This is a genomic window from Bradyrhizobium sp. RDM12 (assembly GCF_051917485.1).
Lineage (GTDB): Bacteria > Pseudomonadota > Alphaproteobacteria > Rhizobiales > Xanthobacteraceae > Bradyrhizobium.
In genome coordinates this window covers 7,335,004-7,359,452 of the sequence record NZ_CM133064.1, presented here as the reverse complement: position 1 = coordinate 7,359,452, position 24,449 = coordinate 7,335,004, and the positions used below count along the sequence as shown (strand labels likewise).

Below are 24,449 nucleotides of genomic sequence, written 5' to 3'. Positions count from 1 at the left end.
GGGCCGTCAAACTGTCCCAACTCCATCTCCTAAGTTAATATCCATGCGATCAAGCACCAAATGGCCCAGCCTATTGCGGCAATCCATGCGGTCATCACGACACCAACGGTGATGAAGAAAGCAATTAGCAAAAGAAGATCGCCAATTCGCCGATGACGACGAACGGAACCCTCGATGACGGGTCCTATCCATTAAGTGCGCCCTTTTACGGCAGCGTAGGAGGCGTTAGATCCTTCGCTGATCGCTTCATTTTTTCGGCGCAAGGTTTTTGTTTGTCGAAGGCCAAAGAGCTCTTTTAGCAGCATCATGCGTCGAAGCTGCGCGCCATTCAGCAGTGATTCAAAGAGGGAGAAGACCTCGCGCGCCTGAACATAGACCTCCATGTTGATGACATGTTGGTCAAAGCCGTATGAAGCAAGACGGGCCTCGATATCATGAGCAGCGGTCGGATCGAATTGCCAGTCTAGGGCGTTGCGGACCGTGTAGAACTCTGCTGCGGCCCGGAATTCGGGGCTATTCCCTCAACATCGATGCGGCGGAGCGAGGCCTCGATCGCCTTTTGACGGTAGATGCCCAGGAGCTTGTGTCGCAGCATACGATAACGTTGCATTTCCCAGGAGAGTTCTGCGACATCGATCGCCAAAAGCCATTCGATGGCTAATTGGGGAGCGAGATCGTCGAAGATGGCCTGTCGCAGCGTGCGGTAGCGTTCGGGATCTTCGCCAGGGAGGAGCAGAGGAGGTGGTGAAAGGCTGTCGAACTCGCCCGGCATGACGACCGCGGGCATTGGGTTGGTCGGTTGGAAAGGCCCATTCATGGAACTGTGGCCTCCATGCCTGCGCTCGTTCGAGAAGCCGCTCCTTCGGGGGGTGTGTTTGTTTGGTGGATCGGGCTTGCCGCCCATAACTCTTTTGCGACGGGCAGAGGTAAGATCTGCAAGTCCGCCCACCAAGCTTTCTCGTTCCCGTGGTGATGCAGCTGTTGGTGATGCGGGCGGCATAAAGGCACTGTGAACTCATCGCTGACTTTGCGACCGAGAGTTCTCGGTTGAGCGAACTTGACGTGGTGGGCATCGGAGGGCGCCTGTTTGCAGACAAGACAAGGCTGCGCGCGGACGAACGCGAGGTGCGCCTTGCTACGCTTCCGGGGGGCCTCCTTCGGAAAGGCAAGACCAACCGGTTGATCCAGGGCAGGCAGACTATTACCCCCGCCATGGGCTCCGACATCTGCCGGAAGAGGCCGGTCGTTTGATCCGTGTTCTCGGTGAACTGCCAACTCCTGCCTAGCCTGGTCGGCTTCGGAATGGGCGATTTCGAGTTTGTTCTGGTAGGCGGCCTCGAGGATGCGTGCGTCAGCCTCAAGGAGAGTGTTCTTGAGGGGGAGGCTGGCTTTGGCCCATGCGAGGAGGCCGTCGCCGGCGTCTCGGGAAGCGAGCTGGTCAAGAAGCCGATCCAGTAGCTCGGTAGACCATTGGGGCGACAAGACAGGCGCTCGGTTCAAAACGCCCTTGGACGGCTGTCCTTTTGATTTCCCAGCCGTTTGTGTTTCGGCCCCTGCAGCAGGCCCGGCGATCGCATCGGGAGCGTCCAGATCGTCTTCCCCCGCGATCCCGACCAGCGCAAAAAGGGCGTAGCGGCGGGCATAGGTCAACGCCGCCCCCATCCGGTGCGGCGCCTCGGCATCCTTGGCGTCGCAGACCGGCCAGTCCGAGGAGATCCATTCGCCGGAGGCATGGGCGAGCAAGGTGGTGAGGTGAATGGTGCCGGTGACCGTCTCGATCCGGGTGGTCTGGACGGTGGCGATCTCCTGCTGGCTCAGCGTCTTCCGGACGATGTCCAGGCCGGAGGCCAGAGAAGCGTAGCGGAAGGTGCGATCTTCCTCTCGCGGGAAGGGCGAGCGAATCGTGGCGGTGAGGGTCTTCTCAGGGTTCATTAGCTCGGCCTGGGCCCGAGCGAGGGCGCCTGCAATTGCCCCAATCCGCTCACTAGATTGGTGCATGGCCGCCCTCCGCTACCTGCGCGTCAAAGCTGATTGCCCCCGACTTCGAGCGCTTGGCCTTGATCCCGTGGCCGGTTGCCTCCTTGGCATCCTCCGGCATGAGCTTCTTTAGATCGGCCTTGGCCGTCTCGTGCTCCCCATGCGCTCCTCGGGTGCGCAGATATGTGGCCGCCAACTCTGCCCACTGATTGGAGGAGGACATGTCCACAATCTTGATGGCCTCGAGCCGGGGGCGTGGTGTCTCGATGTTGAATAAGACAGGCGGGTCTCCGGTCTGGACGCAGCGCCAGAACTTCTTCTCGGCCGTGAGCAGAAGGTGCTGATAGAGCGGGTCGGCGTGGATCTTGATCTCGACCCATTTGCCCCCGCCGGTGATGATCGACAGCACGGCCACACGCGCCGCTACCACCCACATGTTGTGCTGCAACTGCGCCATGTGCTTGTCGGCCGCGGCTTCTTCCGTGAAGGCCCAGGGCAGCATGTACTTGGCTTCGAAGACGGCCCCGGTCTGCTCGACGACGCCGTCAAGCGTTGCCGCCATCCATTTGTGTACGGGATGGCGAACGCGCTTCTGGATATCCTTGATGGTCTGGCCAGAGCAGCGCTGGTACCAGGCCCGGTTCAAAACCTCGGTCACGGTGCCAAGTTGGACAATGAGGTTATCCGAAAGATCTTCCGGCTCGATCTCGCCGCGCTTCTCGGCCCATAGCCGCGTGAGGGCATCCTGATCGTTGCCCATGATGATGCGGGCGTCCGAACCGCCGATGAAATGACGTCGGTCGTTGGGATTGAATCGAATGAAATGATGTGGCGCATCGGCGCCGTTTGCTCGGACGAAAACCACCGGCATCTCCCTTGTCGCGTTGCAATTGCAGCTCGTGGCTGCACTGCTGCGAGCCCGGCAGCTGCGAGGCGAGATACCGGTGCCGTCCGAGCGCCCGTTCAATCAGTAACGCTCCGATCGCACGGCAAAGCCAGTCCTTTCTGCAGCAAGTTTGTTGCTCTTTTCGCCGCGGACTTGAATGTTCTTGATGTTGCAGCCGACCAGGCGGGACGTTCTAGCCGGAGACAGGGCAATGGCCTCAAAACGACAAATCGAAGCCAATCGCGCCAACGCGAAACGTAGCACCGGTCCGAGGACCGCGGCGGGAAAGGCGATGTCCAGTCAAAACGCAAGACGTCATAGCCTTGCCTCTGCGCGCAAAGCAATGAGCGAAAATGACGAACGCATCCTTCGTGCGGTCGAACACTTGCTAGGAGGTCAGCGAATACAGGAAGAAGAGATAACGGGAGCCAACGCTCAGGTAGATCTCTGGCGCATCCGTGTTACGCGAAACCATATTCAACCCTCTCCATTACGCTCCTCATCCGCTGAGGAATAACTTGGCCCGTCCTGGGACACGCTTCGTCATCATTGGTGAATCGGCACTGTCCTAATTTGTCGGAGCGAGGCCGGCAAATAGGAACGATGCCCATCAGCCCACCTTGCTTCTGCATGCGTTTCAGACGCATGAGGCTATCTGTTCGGTAGCTGGAAGCGGCCTCAGCCCTGGGGCGTGCCACCTTGGCCTGGGGCCGTTTCGTTGGGCTTGAGGCGCACACGCTGCGATGCGATGAGGTCATTCCGCCGCTCGCAGCCCTTGCTCTGTCGGCTCATACCGCCGGCCGTGCTGTTCTAGCCAACCGCCTTCGATCTTCCGCGCCAGAGCCATCGTGCATGCTGGCTGACTGCCGCCAGGTTGGTAGAGGCTGTCTCCGCGCTGGATCAAAAACCCGTAGACGCGCGCCAGCCGCAGCGGCTTGATCATCGCGGGAAAGACAATAATGGACTTGTCGGTCATTCTTCTCCGAAGCGTCGGCATCGACGATCGTTCCGGAGTACTTGGCTCGGGCTCTGGCGTCGGCTTGTCGGAGGTTGCCAGGCAGAGCTCGTACGCCATACGCATGCGCGGAAGATAGGAGTGAGCCGCACTTTTCCGACCAGGAACAAATGGCAATGCACACCGTTCTCCATGTGCTCCGGCTTCAAGCCCCCCTGCAAACCGGAGTATTTGACCCCCGGCTCCTGCGCCTCCCCGACGCAGGGGCCTTTTTTTATTTCGACACACAAGAAGCCCCTCCGGATTTGGCTTCCGCGCATCCAAATCGGAACGATCCGAAAAATGCATCGTTGGCAGTCACCGGCGGGCTGCAGCTGGGAGATGACTGCCCGTGCTGTCTCCAGATCATGTCCTACGTGCTTGCCCGAGCTGTCGTGCTTGGCCGATGCCGGCCAATTTCATCCGCTCGCGATGGCCAAACCAGTCGCAAATTGAGTTTCGGTGCGCGAGGTGTGGTCATGAAGAGACCGCGCAGGTCGAAAGCACAGGCGAGATGAAACCCATCAAAAAGCGGCGGCGGAGATGGTTCGACGCCCCGATCACCTGAGGTTTTCGGTCACACAAACGGTAGAAGCCACTTCTAAAAAATACCGCCGCCGGGCACACAGTACCTTCGTCCCAGCGGCGTTTGTCCAATCCAGCCCCGAGATTGGGATCAGCAAAAATCCCGGATACTCATGAGTATGGCCGTGGAGTGTAAAGGTTCAGTTCGCGTTGATTCTCCAGTCCACGCCGCGGTCCCATTCCCGAGCTACCGTGCGCCTTTTTCTCTGAAATCCTAGCGGATACCCGCGCCGAACTCCGGACCGCTCGCATTGCATCCGCCTTTCGAGAGGAACGGCCATTGATCTTCTCGATGTGAATGTGGTCGTTGATCCGCTCGACACCGGCGGCGAGCTCGAGGAGCTTGCGCGCGGCGGCTTCCGGATCTGCGAACGGCCGCCCCTCGACGTGTTTCATCAGCGAACCTTTCCTGCCGCCTGCGCGGCGTAAATGTGGGTGCGATGCGGCGCGCTCTCGTCCGGCTTCCATTCGTCGAACGTCGCACCGCAGACGCATCGCCTCACCGTGCTGTGGATCTCGCTGTCGAGCTTCTCGCCCAGCGCCCGCTTGGCCGCCATCTCGGCGCGGCGATCGCGAATCGTGGCGCCACTCGTGGAAGGCGTTCTCGGAGATGGCGGCCAGCAACGCGGTCCAGGCCGCCTCGAAGGCCTCGCGGGCTTCCACGACGGTCCCGCCGATGCCGGTCCGGCGTTGGCCGGGATGAAGGCACGATAGACCCGCAGGACCAGCCCCACTGCGCGGCGGGGCCCGGCACGCCGGCGCGCTCGCCGATCGTACCGACGTGGACGTCATCGAAATAGACGTGCCAGGTCTGGTGGTGCGGATTGTCTGAGCGGCGGCGGGTGAGGGCGGGCATGGCGCGGGTTACTATGACTAGGTACGGCCCGGTGTGATCCGTGCCCCTTTTGCAATGAGAAGCCGTACCTGATCTATCAAACATCGTCACGCGATTCGCGGAGCGGCCCCTCGGGAAAACGCGCGGCCAGGTTGCCTTAGCAGTTGCGCGCGTCGTTGCAACCTGGCGTGCAACTATTCCCTCGACACTCTCTCCACCTGACGTTCTCTTGGCCCTGGTTGATGGAGGATCGGCGACCGCCACCGACAACGTCTGAGCAACTCCAGTTGTCGCAAGGATCGTCTGATGTCCACCGAACGGAGACAGTGAAATGGCAATTGTTCAGCCAGTAGGCGTTTTGACCGTTGTCCATAAGTTGCAGGCAAGCCGCTTGGGCAGGCGGCGAAGCGGATATGGTTGTGAACCGCCCCGGGTTTGCCGGAGGCCATTTGGTTTAAGTTATGCCGCCATGGCCGGTTGTTCCAGCATGGCGTAGTAGCGTTGCTCGGCTTCGGCGGGCGGTATGTTGCCGATGGGCTCCAGGAGCCGCCGGTTGTTGAACCAGTCGACCCATTCCAGCGTCGCGAACTCGACGGCCTCGAAGCTGCGCCATGGTCCGCGCCGATGGATCACCTCGGCCTTGTAGAGCCCGTTGATGGTTTCGGCGAGAGCGTTGTCATAGGGAATCTCCGACGCTGCCGACAGAAGGCTCGACGCCTGCTTCAGCCAGGCGCTCGGTGTATTTGATTGAGACGTATTGGCTGCCCCCTGTCGCTGTGGTGGACGAGCCCGCCGCAATGGACCGGCCGACGATCATGCAATGCCTGCTCCAGCGCATCGAGCACGAAGCCTGCATGCGCCGTGCGCGAGGCTCGCCAGCCCACGATCCTGCGGGCATAGGCGTCGATCACAAAGGCGACGTAGACAAAGCCCGTCCAGGTCGCGACATAGGTGAAGTCGGAGAGCCAGAGGACGTTCGGCCTTGGCGCCTTGAATTGGCGGTTGACGTGATCCAGCGGGCATGGCGCGGCCTTGTCGCTGATCGTGGTTTTGACCGGCTTGCCGCGGATAACACCTTGCAAACCCATGTCCCTCATTAGTCGCGACACGGTGCAACGGGCAACATCGAAGCCTTCGCGCTTGAGCTGCCGCCAGACCTTGCGCACGCCATAGACGGAGAAGTTCTCATCGAACACGCGCCGGACTTCAATCTTCAACCTGACATCCTGCCTGGCGCGCGCCGACAGCTTGGCCGGATCGCGCCGTTTGGCCACATGGGCGTGGTAGGTCGAGGGGGCGATCGGCAAGACCTTGCAGATCGGCTCGACCCCATGCGCCCCACGATGATCGTCAATGAAGGCGATCATGGCTTGGACCGGCGGTCGAGCTCCGCCATCGCAAAATATGCGCTTGCCTTGCGCAAGATCTCGTTGGCCTGCCGAAGCTCGCGGTTCTCTCGCTCCAGGGCCTTCAGCCTCTCGGCCGTGTCCGTCGGAACGCCGGCCCGCTGCCCGCTATCGACCTCGGCCTTCTTGACCCAGTCATGCAGCGTCTGCGGCGTGCAGCCGATCTTGGCCGCGATTGACGTCACTGCCGCCCACCGCGACGGGTGCTCGCCGGCGTGATCCAGAACCATCCGAACCGCTCGGGTCCGGACCTCGGATGAGAACTTGTTCTCGTCTTGCTCGTCATGGCTCCATCCTCTCAGGAGTTGGAGCCTCCGGCAAACCCGGGGCGGTTCAGTTGCAAGTGCGATGATTGCGGCAAGCCCTGGGAGAGATAGAAATCGCCCTGTTCGGTGCGTCATATCATTCTCCAAGTCATTGAGTGCAATCCGGCGACGCTACCAAAAAATGAAATAGCCTAGATATGTCTATTTAGGGTAGTCTGGCTGACGGTCGAGATCCGGTTTGCACTGGGAGTCAAAAGCCATGGAATCTCAGTGAGTGTTAAATCCAGTGATTTGCAGAAAAGGGCTCGGCGTAGGGACGAGCGTCCGCGAAGTTCTTCATGCCGCGGCCTGATCTTCTTTCGCCGCGCGCGGGCGACGATCCGCAGAGCGTCATCGGGCAGGCGGCGCCCCGCCGACGTGGGTTGCCATCACTGACGATGTAATCGAATGAGGATTGTCACTTCCGCTTCTGATGCTGTGGACGGCTCCTCCACGGGCACGAGAGTGCCAAAGACTGGGCGCCGTTTAAGGCTCCCACGATTCGGAGGAGCAACCTATGCAGTCAGTTTCAACAATTGGTCTGGATATCGCGAAGTCGGTCTTCCAAGTACATGGGGTCGATGCAGCCGGCCAGGTGGTCATACGCCGTCAGCTCAAGCGCCGCTTCGTGCTGTCCTTCTTTGAGAAGTTGCCGCCGTGTCTAGTTGGGATCGAGGCTTGCGCTTCATCGCACCATTGGTCCCGCGAGCTGCAGGCGTTGGGGCATACGGTGCGTCTGATGCCTCCGGCCTATGTGAAGCCCTACGTCAAGCGGCAGAAGAACGACAGCACCGACGCGGAGGCTATTTGCGAGGCGGTCACAAGGCCCAACATGCGGCTCGTGCCGACCAAGACGAACGAGCAACAGAGCTGTCTGATGCTTCATCGCGTACGCCATCTCTTCATTCGCCAGCAGACTGCTGTCATCAACTCGATCCGTGCATATCTGGCCGAGTTCGGGATTGTTGCCCCCGTCGGGCGCAGGGGTGTCGAACAGCTGTTGGAACTCGTCGCCGATCCAACTGACCGCCGGGTCCCGGAGGTGGCCCGCGCGTGTCTTGCGGCTCTCGGCGGTCAGTTGCGGGTACTGAAGGCTCAGATCCTGGAGTTCGATAAGCGCATTATTGCCTGGCATCGATCAAACGCAACGAGCAGGCGACTGGATGTGATCCCTGGCGTCGGTCCAGCACTGGCAACGGCGCTAGTCGCAAGCGTTGCCGATGCCACAATCTTCCGATCGGGGCGGGACTTTTCGGCCTGGGTCGGGCTCGTGCCGAAGCAGAACTCTAGTGGGGGCAAGGACAAGCTTGGCCGTATCGGCAAGCAAGGCGATCGCTATTTACGCAGCCTGTTCACAGCGGGCGCACTCGCCGTGATCCGCTATGCCAAGATCCATGGCACGAGCCATCGGCCTTGTCTTCGCGTTGACTCAGTCGCTGGAGCTCTACGACGTTTACCAGGCAAAGATGCTCGACTGTGATCGCAAGCTCGAAGTCCTGATCAGTGCATTGAACAACAAAGGAGCTCGACCGGTGGGAAAGGTATCCAAGCCACGCATCAAGACCAAGCAGGTCAACACACCCACCTTCGATGTCCGGACCGCGCTGTACGGCGTGCTTGGCGTCGATTTGACTGAGATCCATGGGTTGAGTCCGTCGCTCGCATTGAAGCTCATCGGCGAGTGCGGCACGGATTTAAGGGCATGGCCGAGCGCCAAGCACTTCACTTCCTGGCTCTGCCTCGCACCGGGCAACAAGATCTCGGGCGGCAAGGTGCTGTCTTCGCGCACACGGAGATCGTCCAGTAGGGCGGCTGCGCTGTTGCGGTTGGCAGCCACAACCGTGGGGCGGAGCGATACGGCACTTGGCGCATTCTATCGCCGGCTATCCTCACGTGCGGGCAAGTCGAAGGCGGTGACGGCGACCGCCCGCAAGATTGCGGTCTTGTTCTACAACACACTTCGGCACGGCATGAGCTACAGGGATCCGGGCGCCGACCACTATGAGCAACAATATCGCAACCGCGTCCTCGCAAACCTTCAGCGCCGGGCCAAATCGTTGGGCTTCGTGTTGCAAACCATTCCGGGGGACGCCAATCCGGCTGTTTCTTAGGAAGTCGATCGCGATCTTCGCCGGAACCCGGACATGAGCTTTCGCTTCATCGAGGATCACCGCGAGACCTATCCGGTCCGCATGATGTGCGCCGTGCTCGAGGTCTCACCGGCCGGCTATTACGCCTGGCGCGAGCGTCCGGTGAGCGAGCGGGCAAAATCGAATGCCACGCTCCTGGCCGTGATCCGGCAGGTCCATCGGGACAGCAGCGGACGCTACGGCAGCCCCCGCGTCCACGCCGTCCTGCGGGCGCAGGGACGCGATACCAGCCGCGGCCGGGTCGAGCGGATGATGCAACGACACGGTATCCGCGCCATCATGGCGCCGCCGCGCCGGGTGCGCACCACCGACAGCCGTCACGACCTGCCGATCGCACCGAACCTGATCGCGCGGAACTTCACGGCGGAGGCCCCGAACCGGGTCTGGCTCGCTGATATCACCTACATCCCGACCGCGGAGGGATGGCTGTACCTCGCGGCCGTCATGGATCTGTTCAGCCGAAAGATCGTCGGCTGGGCCATGCGGGATCACATGCAGGTCGAACTCGCATCCTCAGCCCTGACGATGGCAATCCAGCAGCAACGGCCCCAGGCCGGGTTGATCCACCACTCCGATCGCGGTGTGCAGTACGCCTCACATGCCTATCGCGATGCTCTTGCCGGCGCCGACATCACCGCATCCATGAGTCGCAAGGCTGATTGCTACGACAATGCCCCGATGGAGAGCTTCTTCCATACCTTGAAGACCGAGCTCGTCCATCATCGCGACTACAACACCCGCGCCGAGGCACAGCGCGATATCTTCGCCTTCATCGAGGGCTTCTACAACCGAACCAGGCTCCATTCCGCCATCGGATATATCGCCCCGATCGAGATGGAGCTAAAGCCGTCTAAACCCGTCCACTTTTTCGGGGGAAGATCAAAGCGACCCGGAGGCTCTCCCGGGCGGGCTAGCAACCAGGCCGCCCCCCACATAGTTTATTGCGTCTCACGAAAGCGCATGCACGGTGGGCTCGCAGTCGACGGCAGTGCCGACGCTCGGCTCCAGTGCTACGGATCAGGTGCGGACCTCCGCAGTACGGGAGCCGATTTGCCCAACGTGTACCGCGCGGGCTACGGCCGCTTGGTCATTCAAGGTTCAGGAAGGAACGTCTAAGCTTGGTTAGCGGGGATAGGCTCCGCTGGAGTAGCATGGATGACATTCAAACTAACTCTTGCCGCCCTGACTGTTCTCGGTGGGACGGCATTCTCAATTGCAACGGCGTCGGCAATGCCAGTTGCTCCGCTGGGACAATCCAACAACGTCGCGAACGTTGAGACAGTAGCCCTGGTGTGCGGCCGGCACGGATGCGTCCGAACTCGCCCCGTCTATCGTCCTGCCTATCGGCGCGGCGTAGTCGTCGTTCGTCGGCCTTATGCCCATCGATACTATCGGCGTTATTGAGTCAGAAGTTCTCGGCGCGGGCTAGCCTGTGGCGCATGGCCTGTCGGGCTTCCGGGGCCTCGCTAGTGCCCTCGTCCGACAGTCATTGCTCTGCCGGGCTCGACGTGCTGCGCTGTGCGCTCGCTGCTGTCCCTGACCCAGCGAGCGAACATTTTGGCGACAGCGACCATGAAGGCGAATATGGCTACGCGCTGCATGGCCGGTTAACGCCCTTGAGAACTTGTCGTTGCTGGGGTCGAATAGGAACGGAGGGCTTCCCTTTCCGTTACATCTGCGCGAAACGCGCTCGGGCGCACGCAGAGGCCGGCCACCCAGCTGCATGGCAGGAGTGGCACGCAATAGACAGGAAGAAGAGGCGCCATGTATCGCACCCGAGAGTACCTGGACAACGCCGAGAACTGCGCCAGCCTCGCAGAGCAGGCGGAAACTGCCCGCGCCGCGCGGCGCTACCACCGGATGGAAACGGCCTGGCGCGCTCTGGCCGAAGAGCAGCAATGGCTAGATGGGGAAGTACCGCCAGTAAGCCGCGCAAATCCGTGTCTCCTGCACTCGTGAGGCGCTACCGCGAGCACCCACGAAAGTGGGCCGCTAGAACAGACTGTACTCATAAATGTCGGCGGACCAAGGCAAAGCGGAAGCTCCCACCCTCGGCGTGATCGGCGCTTTGTGACTCCGCTCATCCAACGGTCAAAGCAAAGGGCCGCTGTTCTGAGACAACGGCCCCTCATGCTTTAATTCCGAACCACCCCAAGGATGCCAGACTTTCCCCGTTACCCGGAAACTGTGCTCTCAGACGATCAGATCGTGCTGCGGCGGATGGAACCCGACAACCGCGGCCTCGGATGGGCCCGCGTCGTGCCCGACGGAGTGCAGGTCGTCCGGCGGAAGTGCCATCGGATGAGCGGCGTCGGCGAAAGCCGCATGGACGACCTCGGCGGACGATACCAGCGTGCGGGCCGCATGGGCGGAGCCGAAGCTTTCCTTGAACCTGAACGAATCGGCCTCCGCCGCGCCCTGGATGGTCACGCTCACCGTCTGGGGCGTCCCGTCGATCGTGGTCACGGTGAAGCAGTCGGTCAGCGTATCGCAGGACCGCAGGGCCTCCACCGCCGGGTTGCCCGGCTCGAGCGTGTAGGTCCAGGTGCCGTCGGCCGCCATGATGAAGCTACCGTAGCCGTGTTCGGCGGCCTGAGGGCCCGTCGTCGCCATGAAAGTATCGTCGGGATTGTCCACGTCCCTGTCGCTCAACGTGCCGGTGGCGCTGGGCGGCGGCAGGCAGGAGTTGCTCGGTTCGCTCACGCATCCTTGGGTAACCCCGCAGATCGTTGCCGCGTCGTTGCTGCCCTCGATCGTGACGCTCACAGATTGCGCGGTCTCGTCCGCCGTCTTCACTGTGAAGCTATCGGTGAGGCTCTGACCGACGTTGAGCGCCTGGACCGCGCAATTGCCGTTGTCGAGCGCGAAGATCCAGTGCCCGTCGGGCGTCATCGTGAAGGTGCCGTAGCCGTTGTCGCTGGTCTCGGGACAGGCGACCGGGTCGAAGTCGTTCGAAGGTCCGTCGACGTCGACGGCGGTCAGCACGCCGCTGGCGGTCGGGACGCCGTGGTCGGCGTTGTGGACCCCGCCGGCCTCGACCACGTGTCCATGCGTGTCACCAGAGACGACGGACGGATCGTCCGCGCCCTGGATCGTCACGGTGATCGTCTGCGGCGTGCCGCCGATCGTGGTCACGGTGAAAGTGTCCGTGGTCGTGTCGCAGGCCTTCAGTGCGAGCACGGCCGGATTGGCGTCGTCGAGCGTGTAGGTCCAGTGCCCGTCGGCCGTCATGGTGAAGCTACCGTAGCCGTGATCGCTGGCGTGGGGCGTGCTCACGGCGGTGAACGTGTTGGCGGGATCGTCCACGTCGGCGTCGGTCAGCGTGCCGTTCGCGGTTGGCGCGGCATGGACGTCGTGACCGGCCGCGAAGGCCATGGCGGCGGCGGCAACCGATCCGGCCGTGGCCCCGGAGATCACGGACGCGTCGTCCGTCCCGTTGATGTCGATGGTGAAGCTTTGGCTCGCCGAGGCGAAGCCGTCGGAGGCGGTGATCGTGAAGCTGTCGGCGCTGGGAGCCTTCAGCGCGTTGATGGCGTCGTTGTCGGGTACGTAGGTGTAGGCGCCGGTTTGGCTGTTCACGTAGAGGATTCCGAACGAGCCCGGCTTCTCGATGTCAAAGCTCGCGCCCGCCACCGTGAAGGGGCCGCCGATCCCGCCGGCGATGCCGAAGGTCGGCGCGCCGCCGGAGCCGAAGCTCGAGGCCCAGAAGCTGCCGCTGGACACGGAGAAGTCGTCGAACACGACCGTGTCGATCTCGACGGGAGCCGAGCCGAGGTTCAGGATCGGCACCGAATGGATCAACGGCGCGTCCGCGACGAAGCTCGCCGGCACAACCAGTGCCTGAAGGGCATGCGGCGCCGTCGGTCCGTCCGGAGCTTCGAAATTGATCGGCTGCGGCGACGGATCGGTCTCGCCGGGCGGCGTGCTGGAGCCGCGCGGCCCGTGCTCCCGCGAATAGTTCGCGAGCACGTCCTGTTGCTGGGCCTGCAGGTCGCCCATCTGCGACGCGTTGTTGGCGACCTGGGCGAAGCTGACCGAGGACCCTGTCTTGCTCAGGATGACGGTCTGTCCGGGATCGTCGACGATGATGTGGCGCGGCACAGCCTCCTTCGTGACGAGTTCGAAGGAGCCGTGCGCGAAATCCTTGTAAGTGATGCTGTCGTGGTCGAACAGCGCGACGTCCGGATCGGCGCCCCACGCCTCCTTCAGCGCGGAAAGGATCAGGCCTACGAAGGAAATCCCGGCGGTCAGGGACGCGACGCCGAGCCGGCCGCCGAGCGGCGTGCGTCGTAGACCGTCGAAGACCCGTGCCGGCGACATCGCCACATCTCGCATGTTGTCGTTTCGGATCGCGCCGATGCCGCCGCATCTACCCGCATTGCGCGCTCGGAAATACGCCATTTCAGGGAACGCCGCGCAGCATCAGCCCGGGCCCGACTGACTATTAAGTGGTAGTCCAAAGCCCGATCTGGCCCGTCTCGCGCGGCTCTGCCATCATTCGCGGGGGCGATGATGGGGCTCTTCTCGCGAAGGGAGAAGCGGCATGGACGGGCGACGGACGATGGCGGGCCTCGCGGCCCTGTGTCTCGGCTTGCTGTGTCTCGGCTTGACCGCATCCCGGAGCGCGTCGGCGCAGAACGCGCCGCCATCCGATGTCAAACCGATCGGCAAGATCGTGATGATCGTCGGCAAGGTGGCGATCGAGCACGTCGGCGCGGCTGTCGTCCAGACCGCCCTTTCCGACGACAAGGCCGCCGTCAAGGTCGGCGACCCGGTCTACCAGGGCGACGTGGTCAAGACCGGCGCCGACGGCAAGCTCGGCATCAATTTCGCCGACGGCTCTTCGTTCAACCTGTCCAGCAACGCCAGCATGGAGATGAACGAATTCGTCTACGACCCGGGCGCCAAATCCAATGCGAGTCTGTTCAACCTGACCAGGGGGACGGCCACCTTCGTGGCCGGTGCCGTCGCCAAGAGCGGCGACATGAAGGTCGACACTCCAGTGGCGACCATGGGCATCCGGGGCACCACGCCCCACATCGAGGTCTCCGACGACGGCACCGCCAGGTTCTCCACCCTGATCGAGGAGGGCAAGGACCGGGTGCTGGACAAGAGCGGCGTTCCGAAGCGCAGGGCGGCCGCTCCGGCGCGGGAGGGGAGGGCCGAGCGTACCCCCGGCATCTGCCGCGGATGCTGAACGTGCGCCTCGCGGCGGCGTCGGTCGTGATCCTGCTACTCGTGCCGGCCGCCGCGCAGAAGCCGAACGAAGGCCAGTTCCGGAACGTCGAGCTGTGCAACGGCGCCGCCGCCCCCGAGACGCGGATCGTGGCCTGCTCGGCCTTTATCGAGGCGAACCAGGGTGGCCGGTCCTCCCTCGCCATCGCCTACAACAACCGCGGCGTCGCCTACGCCGAGAAGGCCGACTACGACCATGCCGTGGCCGACTTCGAAAGCGCCATCGCGGTCGATCCGGCCTTCGTCAAGCCCGTCAACAACCTCGGAGCAGCCAGACTGAGAAAGGGCGACTACGACGCCGCCATCGAGGATTTCGACCGGGCCGTCGACCTCGCTCCGACCTATGCGCGGGCCTTCGCCAACCGCGCCGAGGCCCGGCTGAAGAAGGGCGATCCGACGCGCGCGGAGCGCGACTATGCCGAAGCGGTGCGTCTCGACCCCGACCTAGAAGGGGCTTGGAGCGGCCTTTGCTGGATCCGGGCAAGTTCGACGGAGGCGCGGGACGCCATGGAGGCCTGCGACAGGGCAATCGGCGCCGGCGCCCACACCTCGGCGACCTACGATTCCCGCGCGCTGGCGAACCTCAGGGCCGGACGTCTCGCGGCGGCGATCGCCGACTACGATTCCGCGCTCCGCATCGACCCGAAGTTGGCGGCCGCGCTATACGGCCGGGGCCTGGCGAAGACCCGCCGCGGCGACATCGCGGCCGGCGATGCCGATGTCGCGGCCGCGAGGGCCGTCCGGGCCGATATCGCGGAAGAATTCGTGCGCTATGGCGTGCACTAGGTGTGCTCTCTCAGGAGATTGTCCATCTGGTCTGAACCGAGGAAGCTGAGGTTGCGAAGCTTCAGTGTTCCAAGGCCAGACGAACGTCCACAAGAATGCGCCTTTGACGCCCAAAGCTCGAGAGGAGCGGCTTGCTCAGCAGTGACGCGCGTTCGCAAGAAGGCCAAAGAAATCGCACCAAAGTGTTCAGCGCGATGCCTCGGAAGGGGGGCGAAGTCATGGAAATATTTCGCGCTGAGCAGGTTCTCGTTGTCGAGGACAACTCAAGCAGAGTCTGTCAAATCTGCGGCCAGAAAATGAAGCTTGTGCGAGCGGTGGTGGACTCCGCGAGCGGAGGCATCACTCACATGTTCGAATGCGCGTGCGGAAAGCGCTTCTGGGACGACTGAGGCGTACCTTCACCAACTGCACCGGAAGCGCGACCGTCAGCGGCTGATGACGCGCCGCCAACGGCTGAGGCGATAAGATCGAGGCCCGCCGGTTCATGAGGGAAAACAGCAAGGCCGCCGTAGGGCATACTGCTGCGGCCCAGCGCGGTCAAAAAATTCCTAAAAAATGTCTAAGTGAAATATGCAGCCGGCCCCGGCTCGGAAAATATAGCGTTAACCTTTTCTGAGTTGCAAGCTGAATTTCGCAGGACCCGAAATGTTGTTTTCGTGCATTCAGTTCCAGCGAACCGGCCCCAGGCTCCGTTCCGTCCGGGAGGAAAATTCGAGTACTAGCCTGCCTCGTGTGGCTTAAGATGAATTTCGCACTGGCCCATTTTGGCATGTGTGCACTCGTTCACAAACTGAAGCTGGAGATTTAGATATCGTCGGCAATGGACCCGGAACGACACAGGCGGACATTGCGGGAGCGGCTGGAATGCTGCCGGAAGCTCGCCAAAGAATTTCCGGACGGCCCCACGGCAAAGCATATTCGCGAGATCGAAGCGGAGCTTCTGGACGACCTCCGCGCGCTCGAAAAACAGTGAGGCCGCCTCACTTGGCAGTCTCTTTCCGCGTCCTAATCATCCCTTGTTTTGGTAGGCCGCGATTGCAAGCTCCGGATTGCCTCGCTCAAAGTCTGGCCGAACATCAGCGCCGCGACTACCGCAGCACTGGCAAACAAACCGCGGTTCGAGGTCCGAAAGCCTCATACTGTCAGGCCAGCGATCCGCATCCAGGGCAACGTGATGGCCGCAATGGCAATAGATCAGCACGCCGCGCAAGCCCATGTCCCGCATCTCGCCGAATGTGATCTTCATGGGCCGGCCGTCGGCCTGCGTAGGCGTGTGGCGGCGGGCAGGGCGAGGCATGACGCCATCGAAGCGCCGTGCCGGCGAGAGTCAAATTATCGATTACTAGTAGTCCGGACCGGGCGCAAGTTACTGCTAGTCGTGGTGTATGGAAGCCTGATCACGACCGTGAGGTTTGTGCTCCCTTAATTCTCAATCGATGCGCTGTTGAACTGTTGAACACGCCTATGGCGAGCAGAAGCGTTGCCGGGGAGGATCCCGGTATGAGCGTTGGCCGGGAGCTCTGACCATCAACTGCAATGCGCGCCCTGTCGCTCCGGTCCGAGACGTCTTACCGTCAGCTCCGACACCTGCTCAGGATCGCGGATGCCCGTCTGGTAGACTTTCGATGACAATTTTCGCGACTACGTTGGTCGCAGGGGCTGCGCGATCCACCAGCTCCAGGGCGTTGAGCGCACGTTCAAAGGCACATTCGAGCAGTCTGATGTCTTCCGGCTGCAACGGAAGATTCTGAAAAACACGATGTACCGTCACTGCCCAGCTCCCATCGTCTTTGGCATCGTAACAGATGAACGGCTTTCCTGCCCCCAGGTGAACGGCGCTGAGAGCGTTGCTATCATCGAGAGCGCCATATGATGGCCGCGAGCCGATTTCGCCTAGTTGTAGAATGCTCGTAACTCCAGCTTGCCGATCGATGAGGCCGTGGCAATTGCTGTCGAGTTCGCGCGCGGGCTCGGCCAGGCCGAGCAGCTTCGCAGCGCGGATTCGGCTCGCATCTTCGCAGCCGCCTCGCGCGTCTGCGGCAGAAGAGAATGGCGGAGATAACACTTGCGACAGGAGGATTGAGAGGCACCTGACAGGCCCCTGAACTCCTGCGATTTGCTCAATCGTCCAGAGATCTTCGATCGCCGAGACCGTCACGGTTGCCGCTATTGCTGGCCGATGCCGCGAATGACATCGCGAACGATAAGGGCCGCGGTGCACGCGGCTCACGCAACCATGGTCCAATCGAGAAGTGGAAGCTCAGATCACCAGGCTCAAGCTGGTCAAACGGCAGATGTGCGTGCGCGCTAAGCTCGACCTCCTTTCAGGCCAGACTCATCGGAGCATTAAAAACAAACACGATCATGGAATATGCGTCAGAGCCAGTATTGCGGGCCGAATGACACCGAGACCGGCATTAAGCGCTTCTGAGGCACGGCGGCCCCTCTAGAAGCGGTAGTTCAGGCCCACGCGCGCCAGATTGCCATTATTGCGAAATCTGTACGTGATCGTATTGCCTGCATCGCCCGGAACCGGGGCGTAATCCAGGGTGAGGTTTTGCGTGCCAAGATCATAGTAGAGGTATTCGAACTTGGCCCTCCAGTTACCGGCAAATGCGTATTCCAGGCCGCCGCCCGCCGTCCACCCGATGCGAACCGCCGCCGAACTGGCGCCGATCAGAAATGGGCCAGCGCCGTTGGGCACGCCAATGGTATAGAGGCTGTCATCGACCTTGCCATAGGCCAGGCCGCCGGTCACGAACGCAAGCAACCTGTTGTCCAGGGTTGTAAACCCAAGGCGACCGCGTACGGTCCCGAGCCAGCCCAGCTTTTGTGTCGCGGATTCGGTATTGGCGTCGATGACGCCGCCGCCGATGAAAGGAGTCGCCGGGAACACGCGCGTGTCGGTCTTCTTCAGACCGCTGAAGTTGATATCGGTTTCAATGCCTGCCACCCAATTGGGCGCGAATCGGAAATTGTATCCCACCTGACCCCCGCCGGTGAAAGCGGTATCGCCGACGTCGAAGCTCGGAAATTGGCCAACGGCCTGGCGTCCGGAAAAGTCAACGCCGGTGGTCGTAAATGACACTGGGTCCGCCCGCCTGTCGCTCCATATGACCCCCACGTTCCCGCCGAGGTAGAACCCAGACCAGTTGTAGGTGACCGGTGCTGCTCCCGCAGGCGCCGCTTTGTACACGGGCGCGAGATCTGCCGCGTTTACAGAACCGGTGATCACGATTGCGCCGATCGCAGCAAGAAACCACTTCTGCAAAGCCATCTCCCTTGCCATACGCGCGCCCATCTAATCACAACTGCGAGACGATGCGTGTGTACTTCAGGCAACACTTTGTCGAATAGTGCTGCAAGTGACGGAGATTGATTGCTCTGACTAACCGACCCGGCTTTCCGTTAAGTGGGTTTGAAGAGCGGCTGCATTCTGGATTCGAGCCAGACTATCCTTAAGGGGTAACTCGCAACGTGCCGATCAGCTGAGGATGCCCTTTGCGCCTAAACCATAGCGAGTGGTTGCGTCCGCTTCAGCTGCCGATCATGGCCACGTAGACCATATGAAGAGTGATTGGTCCCTTCGATCCCTCCAAAATCACGCGGAGGCTCTTCGAGTATTGTCCGGCCCCGATCACGGTCCCTGTCCTTCCGGCTAAGCGAGGACCGGCTGTGGGCTTCACCCGAACTTGTGAGCCCGGCGGAAAGTTGAGGTTGGTTTGGGCCGATCCTGACATGACTTCCTCGACGACGAACAAGCTAGTTCTATTCGAAAGTTCGCTAACGCGTGCGGAGCGACGATGGGTGCGCGGGCAGGCGGGAAGTTCGATTGCGCGCGCGAAGCGAAAATAGCAGCTGTCGCATTTCGGCGACGCAAAGAGCGTCTTGGACAACAGTGTTCAAAAAGACCAAATTTTCCGTGCCGAAGTTTCGCAATACTCAATGTTGTCAAAGGGTACTCGGCTTCGGCCCCAGAATACCGACCCAACACCAATCCGCGCGATGAAGTCACATCCGACACCCCATGTCCCCGACTGAATCACGGAAACGCTTCGGTGAAAACACCCTTCGTCGGGAGTAATCCGGAGCAATAAATCAGCATGGTTCGCCTTCAACCGAGCGCACGATTGCTCTCCATGAAAAGAGCGGCGCAGGTCATGCGCGGCGAATCGCTTCGTGAATCGCTCGATTGAACGGTATGATCGTACATGCGAATGCTTCGTCTGGGGTACTTCGCTTTGGCGGCTTGTTGCCGCCGACGGCCGCGCTCGGAGCGGCTGAGCGAGGTTGTGAACGTCAGCCACACACCTAGCAGCGCGCATCTCACATGCGTATCTCGCCTGAGAGTACTGACGCTGTTGAAGAAACCCCCGATAAGATACCTCCGGCAAATTGCGGCGCAATTGGGCGCCCAACTTTTCGGCACAATAATCCCTTGGTTCCGCCTAATCGAACCGAGATTCCTGCCTCAAACGTAAACATACGTTCACCCGCAATGAGACGTCGGTTGCGCTCAGACTTTTGGGGTGCTGGGGGCATTCAACCCAATAGGGGAATCGATTTGGCAACACTACACTATACAGCAGGCAACAACATCAGTGCGCAGGGCACCTACGCTCCAGCTGCGGCAGGCTTCAACCTGGCCGACGTCTCGTCGGTGAGCGAGCTGAATGCATTGCCGACCGGCGTCCAGGGCATGATCTATCTTGATCAGGGCAGCGGCGTCACCCAGAGCTTCATGGATGCAGTGAAGCCCTACATCGGAAATCCGAAAGTCTACGGCTTCTACCTCAAGGATGAGCCGGATCCCACGGGACAGTACAATACGCTGGTGACGGCGGCCAACCTCAAGGCCGAGTCGGACTACATCCACGCCAACGTTCCCGGCGCAAAGACCTTTATCACAATGATGAACATGGGGTCTTCGGAAAATCCGACTTTCGCGAACACTTACAACCCGACCAACACCCACATTGATCTGTTCGGTATCGATCCGTATCCGGTGCGGTCGGACATGAGCACGGTCGATTACAGCATGATCGACAAGGCCGTGGCCGCCGCCGAGTCCGCGGGGATTTCGGCGGACCACATCGTCCCGGTGTTCCAGACCTTCGGCGGCGGCAACTGGGCCGACGACAGCGGAGGCCACTACGTGATGCCGACGGCCGCGCAGGAACAGACGATGCTCGCTCATTGGGCGGCGGCCGTTCCACATCCGGCCTTCGACTACGCCTATGCGTGGGGTTCGCAGAACGGCGACACGGCACTCGGGAGCTCGTCAGCGCTACAGAGCGTGTTTCTGCATCACAACACCGGCACGAGCACGACGCCGGCCGGAGGCACCAGCGGAAGCTCGACGGGCAGTTCGGGCGGTAGCACGACACCCGTGACGGGTTCGAGCGGCGGCACCACGACCGGCTCGAGCGGCGGCACGGGTACCACTGCGGGTGGTGGTACGACCACCGGTGGCACGACCGCGGGCTCGACCAGCGGTACTTCGTCCGGTGGTTCGACATCGACGACGAGCGATAGTGGTGAGCACAATCACCATCATCATCACGGGCTCGATTTTTCGCAGCTTGCGACGAGCGCAACGACAGCCTCGTCGGCAATCGTTCCGACGGCCACAACGCCGACTGCGGCTGCGAGCGGAAGCGGCGCAACGGATGCCACTTTCACCCACACGGATGCCGCAAGTCATCTTGCGGATCTGATCAATCATCACACCGACCATCACGCGTGGCACTTCTGATCTGAAAGATCGTTTTCATCAACAGAGACATACGCGGGGCACGCCCCGCGTATGAGAATAGCTTAGGGGATCGCTTGCTGCCGCAGTGGCCGCGAGCCGGGGTGCCATTCTGCGCAAGGCGGAATGTTGGAATGCGAGCGCTCGCGCTCGATCACATGCAATATTTCAACTGCTTGCCGCTGCCCGTCCAAGGGCCGCCCGGATATGCACATGTACGCTTCGACAAAGGTTTCCGCGCTCGCGGATGGATTCCGTCAGATACGTCCTGGCCTGCTTGCGGCCGGTGGACTATCTATCTTCATAAACCTGCTGGTGTTCGTTTCGCCGCTCTACACGATGCAGATCTACGACCGCGTGCTGACCAGCCGGAACGGAATGACCCTTCTGCTGCTCTCGCTGATCGCGCTCGCGGTATTTGTCAGCTACGCGGCACTCGAGCATTTTCGCAGCCGGGTCCTGGTGCAAGTCGGCCTCCAGTTCGACCAGCTCCTTTCCGGCGAAGTCTTCGAGACCGCGCTCGGCCATTCCCTGAGCACGAGCAGCTCGCATCACGTCCAACTGCTTCGTGATGTGGACACTCTGCGCGAGGTCTTGTCGGGTGGTGTGATCACGTCGTTGATGGACGTGCCGTGGACACCAATATTCCTGGCAATATGCTTCCTGCTTCATCCTTTGATTGGCTTAGTCGCTCTGACCGGTGCAGTTGCCATTCTTTTTCTAGCCTTCCTCAATGAGCGCGCCACCAAGGCGCCGCTCATCGCGGCCGCGTCGAAAAACCTTCTTGCTCTGGACCGATTGACATCCTCGCTGCGCAACGCCGAGGCCATCCGAGCGCTTGGAATGGGACCTGCCGTGCGCACCGCCTGGAGCTCAACACATGGCGAGGCACTTCTCGACGGCGCCCGGGCGGGTGAACGCGGAGGCACGCTCCTTGCTATCTCCAAATTCCTGCGCATGGCTCTTCAGGTGTCGATCATGGGAGTCGGCGCCTACCTCGCGATCCAGCAGGAGATATCGGGAGGCGTTTTGTTCGCGGCATCGCTCATCATGGGGCGGGCGCTCGCACCGGTGGAAGCAGCCGTATCGCAGTGGAAGGCGCTCGTCGTCGCGCGTACGTCGTATGCGCGGCTCGACGCTGCGCTTCGGACTCGGGCCTCAGAGCGCCCGCCAACCAGGTTGCCGCCACTGGCTGGTGAGGTTTCGGTCGAAGCCGTCACGGTGCTCGTACCCGGATCCCAAATGCCGGCGGTCGCAGATGTTTCTTTCCACTTGGCCCCCGGTGAGATCGTTGCAGTAGTGGGACAGTCTGGCTCAGGGAAATCGTCGCTGGCACGGGCTCTTGTCGGCTCCTGGCCCGTCGTTCGCGGTTGCGTGCGCATCGATGGGAACGACACAAGGCATTTCGATCCCAACTTCCTTGGGCAACGCCTCGGGTATCTTCCGCAGGACGTCGAGCTGTTCGCCGGCACGGTGCGCGACAATATCGCTCGCTTCCGCGAGGAGGCGACGGATGAAGCGGTCGTCGAGGCTGCGCAACTGGCGTCCGCGCATGCCATGATTCAGCGGCTTCCGAAGGGCTATGATACCGTCATCGGCGATAACGGGGCCGGTCTCTCCGGCGGTCAGCGGCAGCGCATCGGGTTGGCGCGCGCGCTGTTCGGCAGGCCCGTGCTGGTCGTGCTCGACGAGCCGAATGCCAATTTGGACGGCGATGGCGACCGCGCACTCGCAGATGCGATCCAGACGCTCCGGAAGCAGCGCGTGACGGTCGTGATCATCAATCACCGCCCCAACCTGCTTGCCCTGGTCGATAAGATCGTCTTCATGCATGAAGGACGCCTCGGGCGGGTCGGAACACGCGACGAACTTCTTCCCGTGCTGCTGGGGCAAGCGGTCACGCCGATACATCGCGGTGCGCGAGCGCCGGGTGAGCGCCATCTCCAAGCCGAAGCCCATCATCGCGCCGACGGCGCTCCCCTCAACGTGCCTCTTTCGAAGCCGGCGCGTCCAGCTCATGCGACGAGGCAATAATGGACACTGATGTCGGTCAAAGAGAACACGCCCCAAAGTGAATTCACAGAGCTTCTGAAGCGCTTGAGCGCGAGCGGTAGGCCTCGCGCGCGCCAAATCCTGCCCGATGCCATCGCCAACTTGCAATTACTGGCAAGGCGGCTTCCCCGTCTGGCGATGGCCATTGGACCGTTGCTTTCGCTTCGGGGCTCGAGGCAAGCCGCTGGGGGCCCGTCCGGCGATTGGCGCACTCCAGCGAGGCGGGGCTTCGCCATCGTGTTCTTCACATTCGTCGTGTTTGGCGGTTGGGCCGCCCTGGCCTCGATCGATGGCGCCGTGGTGGCGACGGGGTCGGTCGTGGTCGAGAGCGACAAGAAGGCCGTGCAGCACCTTGAAGGCGGCATCGTTCAAAGTCTGATGGTGACCGGCGACGCCCATGTCGAAGAAGGGCAAGTCCTGTTGCGGCTCGATTCAACCCAGGAACAGGCGAAGGAGGGGATCGCGCGCTCGGCCGTTTATTCGGCGATCGGCGAGGAGGCGCGCCTACAGGCTGAAGCCGAAGGAAGCGATAAGATCACGTTTCCCGCTGAACTGACTCAGAATGCTTCTGATCCATCGGCGCAGCGCGCGATGAGCGACCAGAAGCGGCGTTTTGACGAACGCCGCGCCGCGCGAAAACTCGAGGTATCGATTCTTGAAGAGCGCATTGCGCAGGCGCAGCGGCAGATTCAGGGAAATGATGCGCAAAGCAGGGCGACACGGGCGCAGTTCGATAGCGTGAGCCAGGAATATGCCAAGCTCAAGCCGCTCGCCGATCAGGGGATCGTTGCGTTCGCCCGTGTCGCCACCCTCGAGCGCAGCAAGTCCGAACTCGATGGCAAGATCGGCGCCTACGAGGCCGATATCGCGCGGTACGGGCGCGTGATCGACGAGTCGCGGTTGCAGATCGAGCAGGTCGGACAGAAAGTCCTGGAGGAAGCGACCGGCAAGCTGACCGAGACGAGGGCGCAACTTGCCGATGCGCGCGAGAAGCTGCGGGCCGCCGACGATGTTCTGGCTCGGATGGAGGTGCGTGCACCGCGCTCCGGCCGCATTGTGAATTTGAAAGTGCATACGGTGGGAGCGGTGGTTAAGGCCGGCGAGGTTCTGATGGAGGTCGTTCCCGACAACGACGTGCTCGTGGTTGCGGCAAGGGTGTCGTCTCTCGACATCAATCATGTGCAAGTCGGTCTGCCCACGGAAATCCGACTCCCCTCGTTCAAGGCGCGCTCCACCCCGATCGCGGTAGGCGAGGTCCTCTCGATCTCAGCCGATGCGGTTCGCGATGAAGCGACGCATCAACCTTACTATGAGGTCAAGGTCTCGGTGCAGGTGGCGCAATTTCCCGAGAAGATACGCGAAAAGCTCAAGCCCGGGATGATGGCCGACGTCCTGATCGCCACCGGCGAGCGCACGGTTCTGGCCTATCTGACGCAACCGATGACGGACGCGGTACGGCGCGGCATGCGGGAGAACTAGTGTTTGG

At 61.7% G+C, this 24,449-nt stretch carries 18 protein-coding genes, 3 pseudogenes and 1 other annotated feature; of the genes and pseudogenes, 9 read left to right on the top strand and 12 right to left on the bottom strand.

What is annotated here, in order from left to right:
• Positions 1–191: 191 nt before the first annotated feature.
• The 7 genes from ACTGJ9_RS35865 to ACTGJ9_RS35835 form a co-directional block, all read right to left on the bottom strand.
• Positions 192–383 (bottom strand): hypothetical protein, encoded by a 192-nt coding sequence (locus tag ACTGJ9_RS35865; RefSeq protein WP_456674889.1) that lies wholly within the window; start codon positions 381–383, stop codon positions 192–194.
• Between the two features lie 80 nt (positions 384–463).
• Complete coding sequence (locus ACTGJ9_RS35860) at positions 464–787, bottom strand: hypothetical protein (RefSeq protein ID WP_456674888.1); 324 nt, start codon at positions 785–787, stop codon at positions 464–466.
• A 26-nt stretch (positions 788–813) separates the two neighbouring features.
• Positions 814–1,998 (bottom strand): ERF family protein, encoded by a 1,185-nt coding sequence (locus tag ACTGJ9_RS35855; RefSeq protein WP_456674887.1) that lies wholly within the window; start codon positions 1,996–1,998, stop codon positions 814–816.
• Positions 1,985–2,842: a YqaJ viral recombinase family protein gene (locus ACTGJ9_RS35850; protein ID WP_456678734.1), complete on the bottom strand. Its 858-nt coding sequence runs from the start codon at positions 2,840–2,842 to the stop codon at positions 1,985–1,987. Before ACTGJ9_RS35850 ends, ACTGJ9_RS35855 begins: the two co-directional genes overlap by 14 nt.
• Positions 2,843–3,617: 775 nt before the next feature.
• A complete protein-coding gene (locus tag ACTGJ9_RS35845) occupies positions 3,618–3,839 on the bottom strand; it encodes a hypothetical protein (RefSeq protein ID WP_456674886.1) in 222 nt (73 codons plus the stop codon).
• A 714-nt stretch (positions 3,840–4,553) separates the two neighbouring features.
• Positions 4,554–4,838 (bottom strand): hypothetical protein, encoded by a 285-nt coding sequence (locus tag ACTGJ9_RS35840; protein WP_456674885.1) that lies wholly within the window; start codon positions 4,836–4,838, stop codon positions 4,554–4,556.
• Positions 4,838–4,999 carry a hypothetical protein gene (locus ACTGJ9_RS35835; RefSeq protein WP_456674884.1) on the bottom strand — a complete coding sequence of 54 codons (162 nt, stop codon included), beginning with the start codon at positions 4,997–4,999 and terminating at the stop codon, positions 4,838–4,840. The genes ACTGJ9_RS35840 and ACTGJ9_RS35835 overlap by 1 nt, the downstream gene beginning before the upstream one ends.
• A 22-nt stretch (positions 5,000–5,021) precedes the next feature.
• Between ACTGJ9_RS35835 and ACTGJ9_RS35830 the strand changes: the two genes are divergently transcribed.
• Positions 5,022–5,156: a hypothetical protein gene (locus ACTGJ9_RS35830; protein ID WP_456674883.1), complete on the top strand. Its 135-nt coding sequence runs from the start codon at positions 5,022–5,024 to the stop codon at positions 5,154–5,156.
• Positions 5,157–5,736: 580 nt separating this feature from the next.
• Here the strand turns inward: ACTGJ9_RS35830 and ACTGJ9_RS35825 are convergent.
• A pseudogene (locus ACTGJ9_RS35825) lies at positions 5,737–6,913 on the bottom strand (IS3 family transposase).
• Positions 6,570–6,686: a sequence feature (AL1L pseudoknot), on the bottom strand. (Overlaps the previous pseudogene by 117 nt.)
• A 592-nt stretch (positions 6,914–7,505) precedes the next feature.
• On the opposite strand from ACTGJ9_RS35825, the gene ACTGJ9_RS35820 reads away from it, so the two are divergent.
• The 3 genes and pseudogenes from ACTGJ9_RS35820 to ACTGJ9_RS35810 all read left to right on the top strand — a co-directional run.
• Complete coding sequence (locus tag ACTGJ9_RS35820; protein WP_456674882.1) at positions 7,506–8,468, top strand: IS110 family RNA-guided transposase; 963 nt, start codon at positions 7,506–7,508, stop codon at positions 8,466–8,468.
• Positions 8,404–9,099 (top strand): annotated as a pseudogene (locus ACTGJ9_RS35815) (transposase); the annotation flags it as partial. The gene ACTGJ9_RS35820 and the pseudogene ACTGJ9_RS35815, both read left to right, overlap by 65 nt.
• Before the next feature lie 15 nt (positions 9,100–9,114).
• A pseudogene (locus ACTGJ9_RS35810) lies at positions 9,115–9,978 on the top strand (IS3 family transposase); the annotation flags it as partial.
• Positions 9,979–11,331: 1,353 nt separating this feature from the next.
• On the opposite strand, the gene ACTGJ9_RS35805 reads toward ACTGJ9_RS35810, so the two are convergent.
• Positions 11,332–13,458, bottom strand: coding sequence for a VCBS domain-containing protein (locus ACTGJ9_RS35805; RefSeq protein ID WP_456678733.1), 2,127 nt, complete (start codon positions 13,456–13,458; stop codon positions 11,332–11,334).
• Between the two features lie 241 nt (positions 13,459–13,699).
• On the opposite strand from ACTGJ9_RS35805, the gene ACTGJ9_RS35800 reads away from it, so the two are divergent.
• Together ACTGJ9_RS35800 and ACTGJ9_RS35795 are read left to right on the top strand one after the other, a co-directional pair.
• Positions 13,700–14,335, top strand: coding sequence for a FecR family protein (locus tag ACTGJ9_RS35800; protein ID WP_456674881.1), 636 nt, complete (start codon positions 13,700–13,702; stop codon positions 14,333–14,335).
• Positions 14,329–15,159, top strand: coding sequence for a tetratricopeptide repeat protein (locus ACTGJ9_RS35795; RefSeq protein ID WP_456674880.1), 831 nt, complete (start codon positions 14,329–14,331; stop codon positions 15,157–15,159). Before ACTGJ9_RS35800 ends, ACTGJ9_RS35795 begins: the two co-directional genes overlap by 7 nt.
• A 1,009-nt stretch (positions 15,160–16,168) precedes the next feature.
• Here ACTGJ9_RS35795 and ACTGJ9_RS35790 read toward each other — a convergent pair.
• The 3 genes from ACTGJ9_RS35790 to ACTGJ9_RS35780 all read right to left on the bottom strand — a co-directional run bounded on the left by ACTGJ9_RS35790 (position 16,169) and on the right by ACTGJ9_RS35780 (position 18,436).
• Positions 16,169–16,456: a hypothetical protein gene (locus tag ACTGJ9_RS35790; protein WP_456674879.1), complete on the bottom strand. Its 288-nt coding sequence runs from the start codon at positions 16,454–16,456 to the stop codon at positions 16,169–16,171.
• Between the two features lie 294 nt (positions 16,457–16,750).
• Positions 16,751–17,317, bottom strand: coding sequence for a hypothetical protein (locus ACTGJ9_RS35785; RefSeq protein ID WP_456674878.1), 567 nt, complete (start codon positions 17,315–17,317; stop codon positions 16,751–16,753).
• A 288-nt stretch (positions 17,318–17,605) separates the two neighbouring features.
• Positions 17,606–18,436, bottom strand: a complete 831-nt coding sequence (locus ACTGJ9_RS35780; RefSeq protein ID WP_456674877.1) for an outer membrane protein — start codon at positions 18,434–18,436, stop codon at positions 17,606–17,608.
• 1,287 nt (positions 18,437–19,723) lie between these two features.
• On the opposite strand from ACTGJ9_RS35780, the gene ACTGJ9_RS35775 reads away from it, so the two are divergent.
• From ACTGJ9_RS35775 to ACTGJ9_RS35765, 3 genes are all read left to right on the top strand, one after another.
• Positions 19,724–20,914, top strand: a complete 1,191-nt coding sequence (locus ACTGJ9_RS35775; RefSeq protein WP_456674876.1) for a calcium-binding protein — start codon at positions 19,724–19,726, stop codon at positions 20,912–20,914.
• Between the two features lie 204 nt (positions 20,915–21,118).
• On the top strand, positions 21,119–22,945 hold the full coding sequence (locus tag ACTGJ9_RS35770) for a type I secretion system permease/ATPase (protein ID WP_456674875.1): 1,827 nt from the start codon (positions 21,119–21,121) through the stop codon (positions 22,943–22,945).
• A gap of 9 nt (positions 22,946–22,954) precedes the next feature.
• Positions 22,955–24,442, top strand: coding sequence for an HlyD family type I secretion periplasmic adaptor subunit (locus ACTGJ9_RS35765; RefSeq protein WP_456674874.1), 1,488 nt, complete (start codon positions 22,955–22,957; stop codon positions 24,440–24,442).
• The last annotated feature ends 7 nt before the right edge of the window (positions 24,443–24,449 follow it).

Bases quoted from the DNA above. Each gene is read 5' to 3' on its own strand.
- ACTGJ9_RS35855 (WP_456674887.1), bottom strand. From the start codon at position 1,998: ATGCACCAATCTAGTGAGCGGATTGGGGCAATTGCAGGCGCCCTCGCT.
- ACTGJ9_RS35845 (WP_456674886.1), bottom strand. From the start codon at position 3,839: ATGACCGACAAGTCCATTATTGTCTTTCCCGCGATGATCAAGCCGCTG.
- ACTGJ9_RS35765 (WP_456674874.1), top strand. From the start codon at position 22,955: ATGTCGGTCAAAGAGAACACGCCCCAAAGTGAATTCACAGAGCTTCTG.
- ACTGJ9_RS35790 (WP_456674879.1), bottom strand. From the start codon at position 16,456: ATGCCTCGCCCTGCCCGCCGCCACACGCCTACGCAGGCCGACGGCCGG.
- ACTGJ9_RS35780 (WP_456674877.1), bottom strand. From the start codon at position 18,436: ATGGCTTTGCAGAAGTGGTTTCTTGCTGCGATCGGCGCAATCGTGATC.
- ACTGJ9_RS35770 (WP_456674875.1), top strand. From the start codon at position 21,119: ATGCACATGTACGCTTCGACAAAGGTTTCCGCGCTCGCGGATGGATTC.
- ACTGJ9_RS35835 (WP_456674884.1), bottom strand. From the start codon at position 4,999: ATGGCGGCCAAGCGGGCGCTGGGCGAGAAGCTCGACAGCGAGATCCAC.
- ACTGJ9_RS35805 (WP_456678733.1), bottom strand. From the start codon at position 13,458: ATGTCGCCGGCACGGGTCTTCGACGGTCTACGACGCACGCCGCTCGGC.
- ACTGJ9_RS35860 (WP_456674888.1), bottom strand. From the start codon at position 787: ATGCCCGCGGTCGTCATGCCGGGCGAGTTCGACAGCCTTTCACCACCT.
- ACTGJ9_RS35795 (WP_456674880.1), top strand. From the start codon at position 14,329: ATGCTGAACGTGCGCCTCGCGGCGGCGTCGGTCGTGATCCTGCTACTC.
- ACTGJ9_RS35840 (WP_456674885.1), bottom strand. From the start codon at position 4,838: ATGAAACACGTCGAGGGGCGGCCGTTCGCAGATCCGGAAGCCGCCGCG.
- ACTGJ9_RS35800 (WP_456674881.1), top strand. From the start codon at position 13,700: ATGGCGGGCCTCGCGGCCCTGTGTCTCGGCTTGCTGTGTCTCGGCTTG.
- ACTGJ9_RS35820 (WP_456674882.1), top strand. From the start codon at position 7,506: ATGCAGTCAGTTTCAACAATTGGTCTGGATATCGCGAAGTCGGTCTTC.
- ACTGJ9_RS35865 (WP_456674889.1), bottom strand. From the start codon at position 383: ATGGAGGTCTATGTTCAGGCGCGCGAGGTCTTCTCCCTCTTTGAATCA.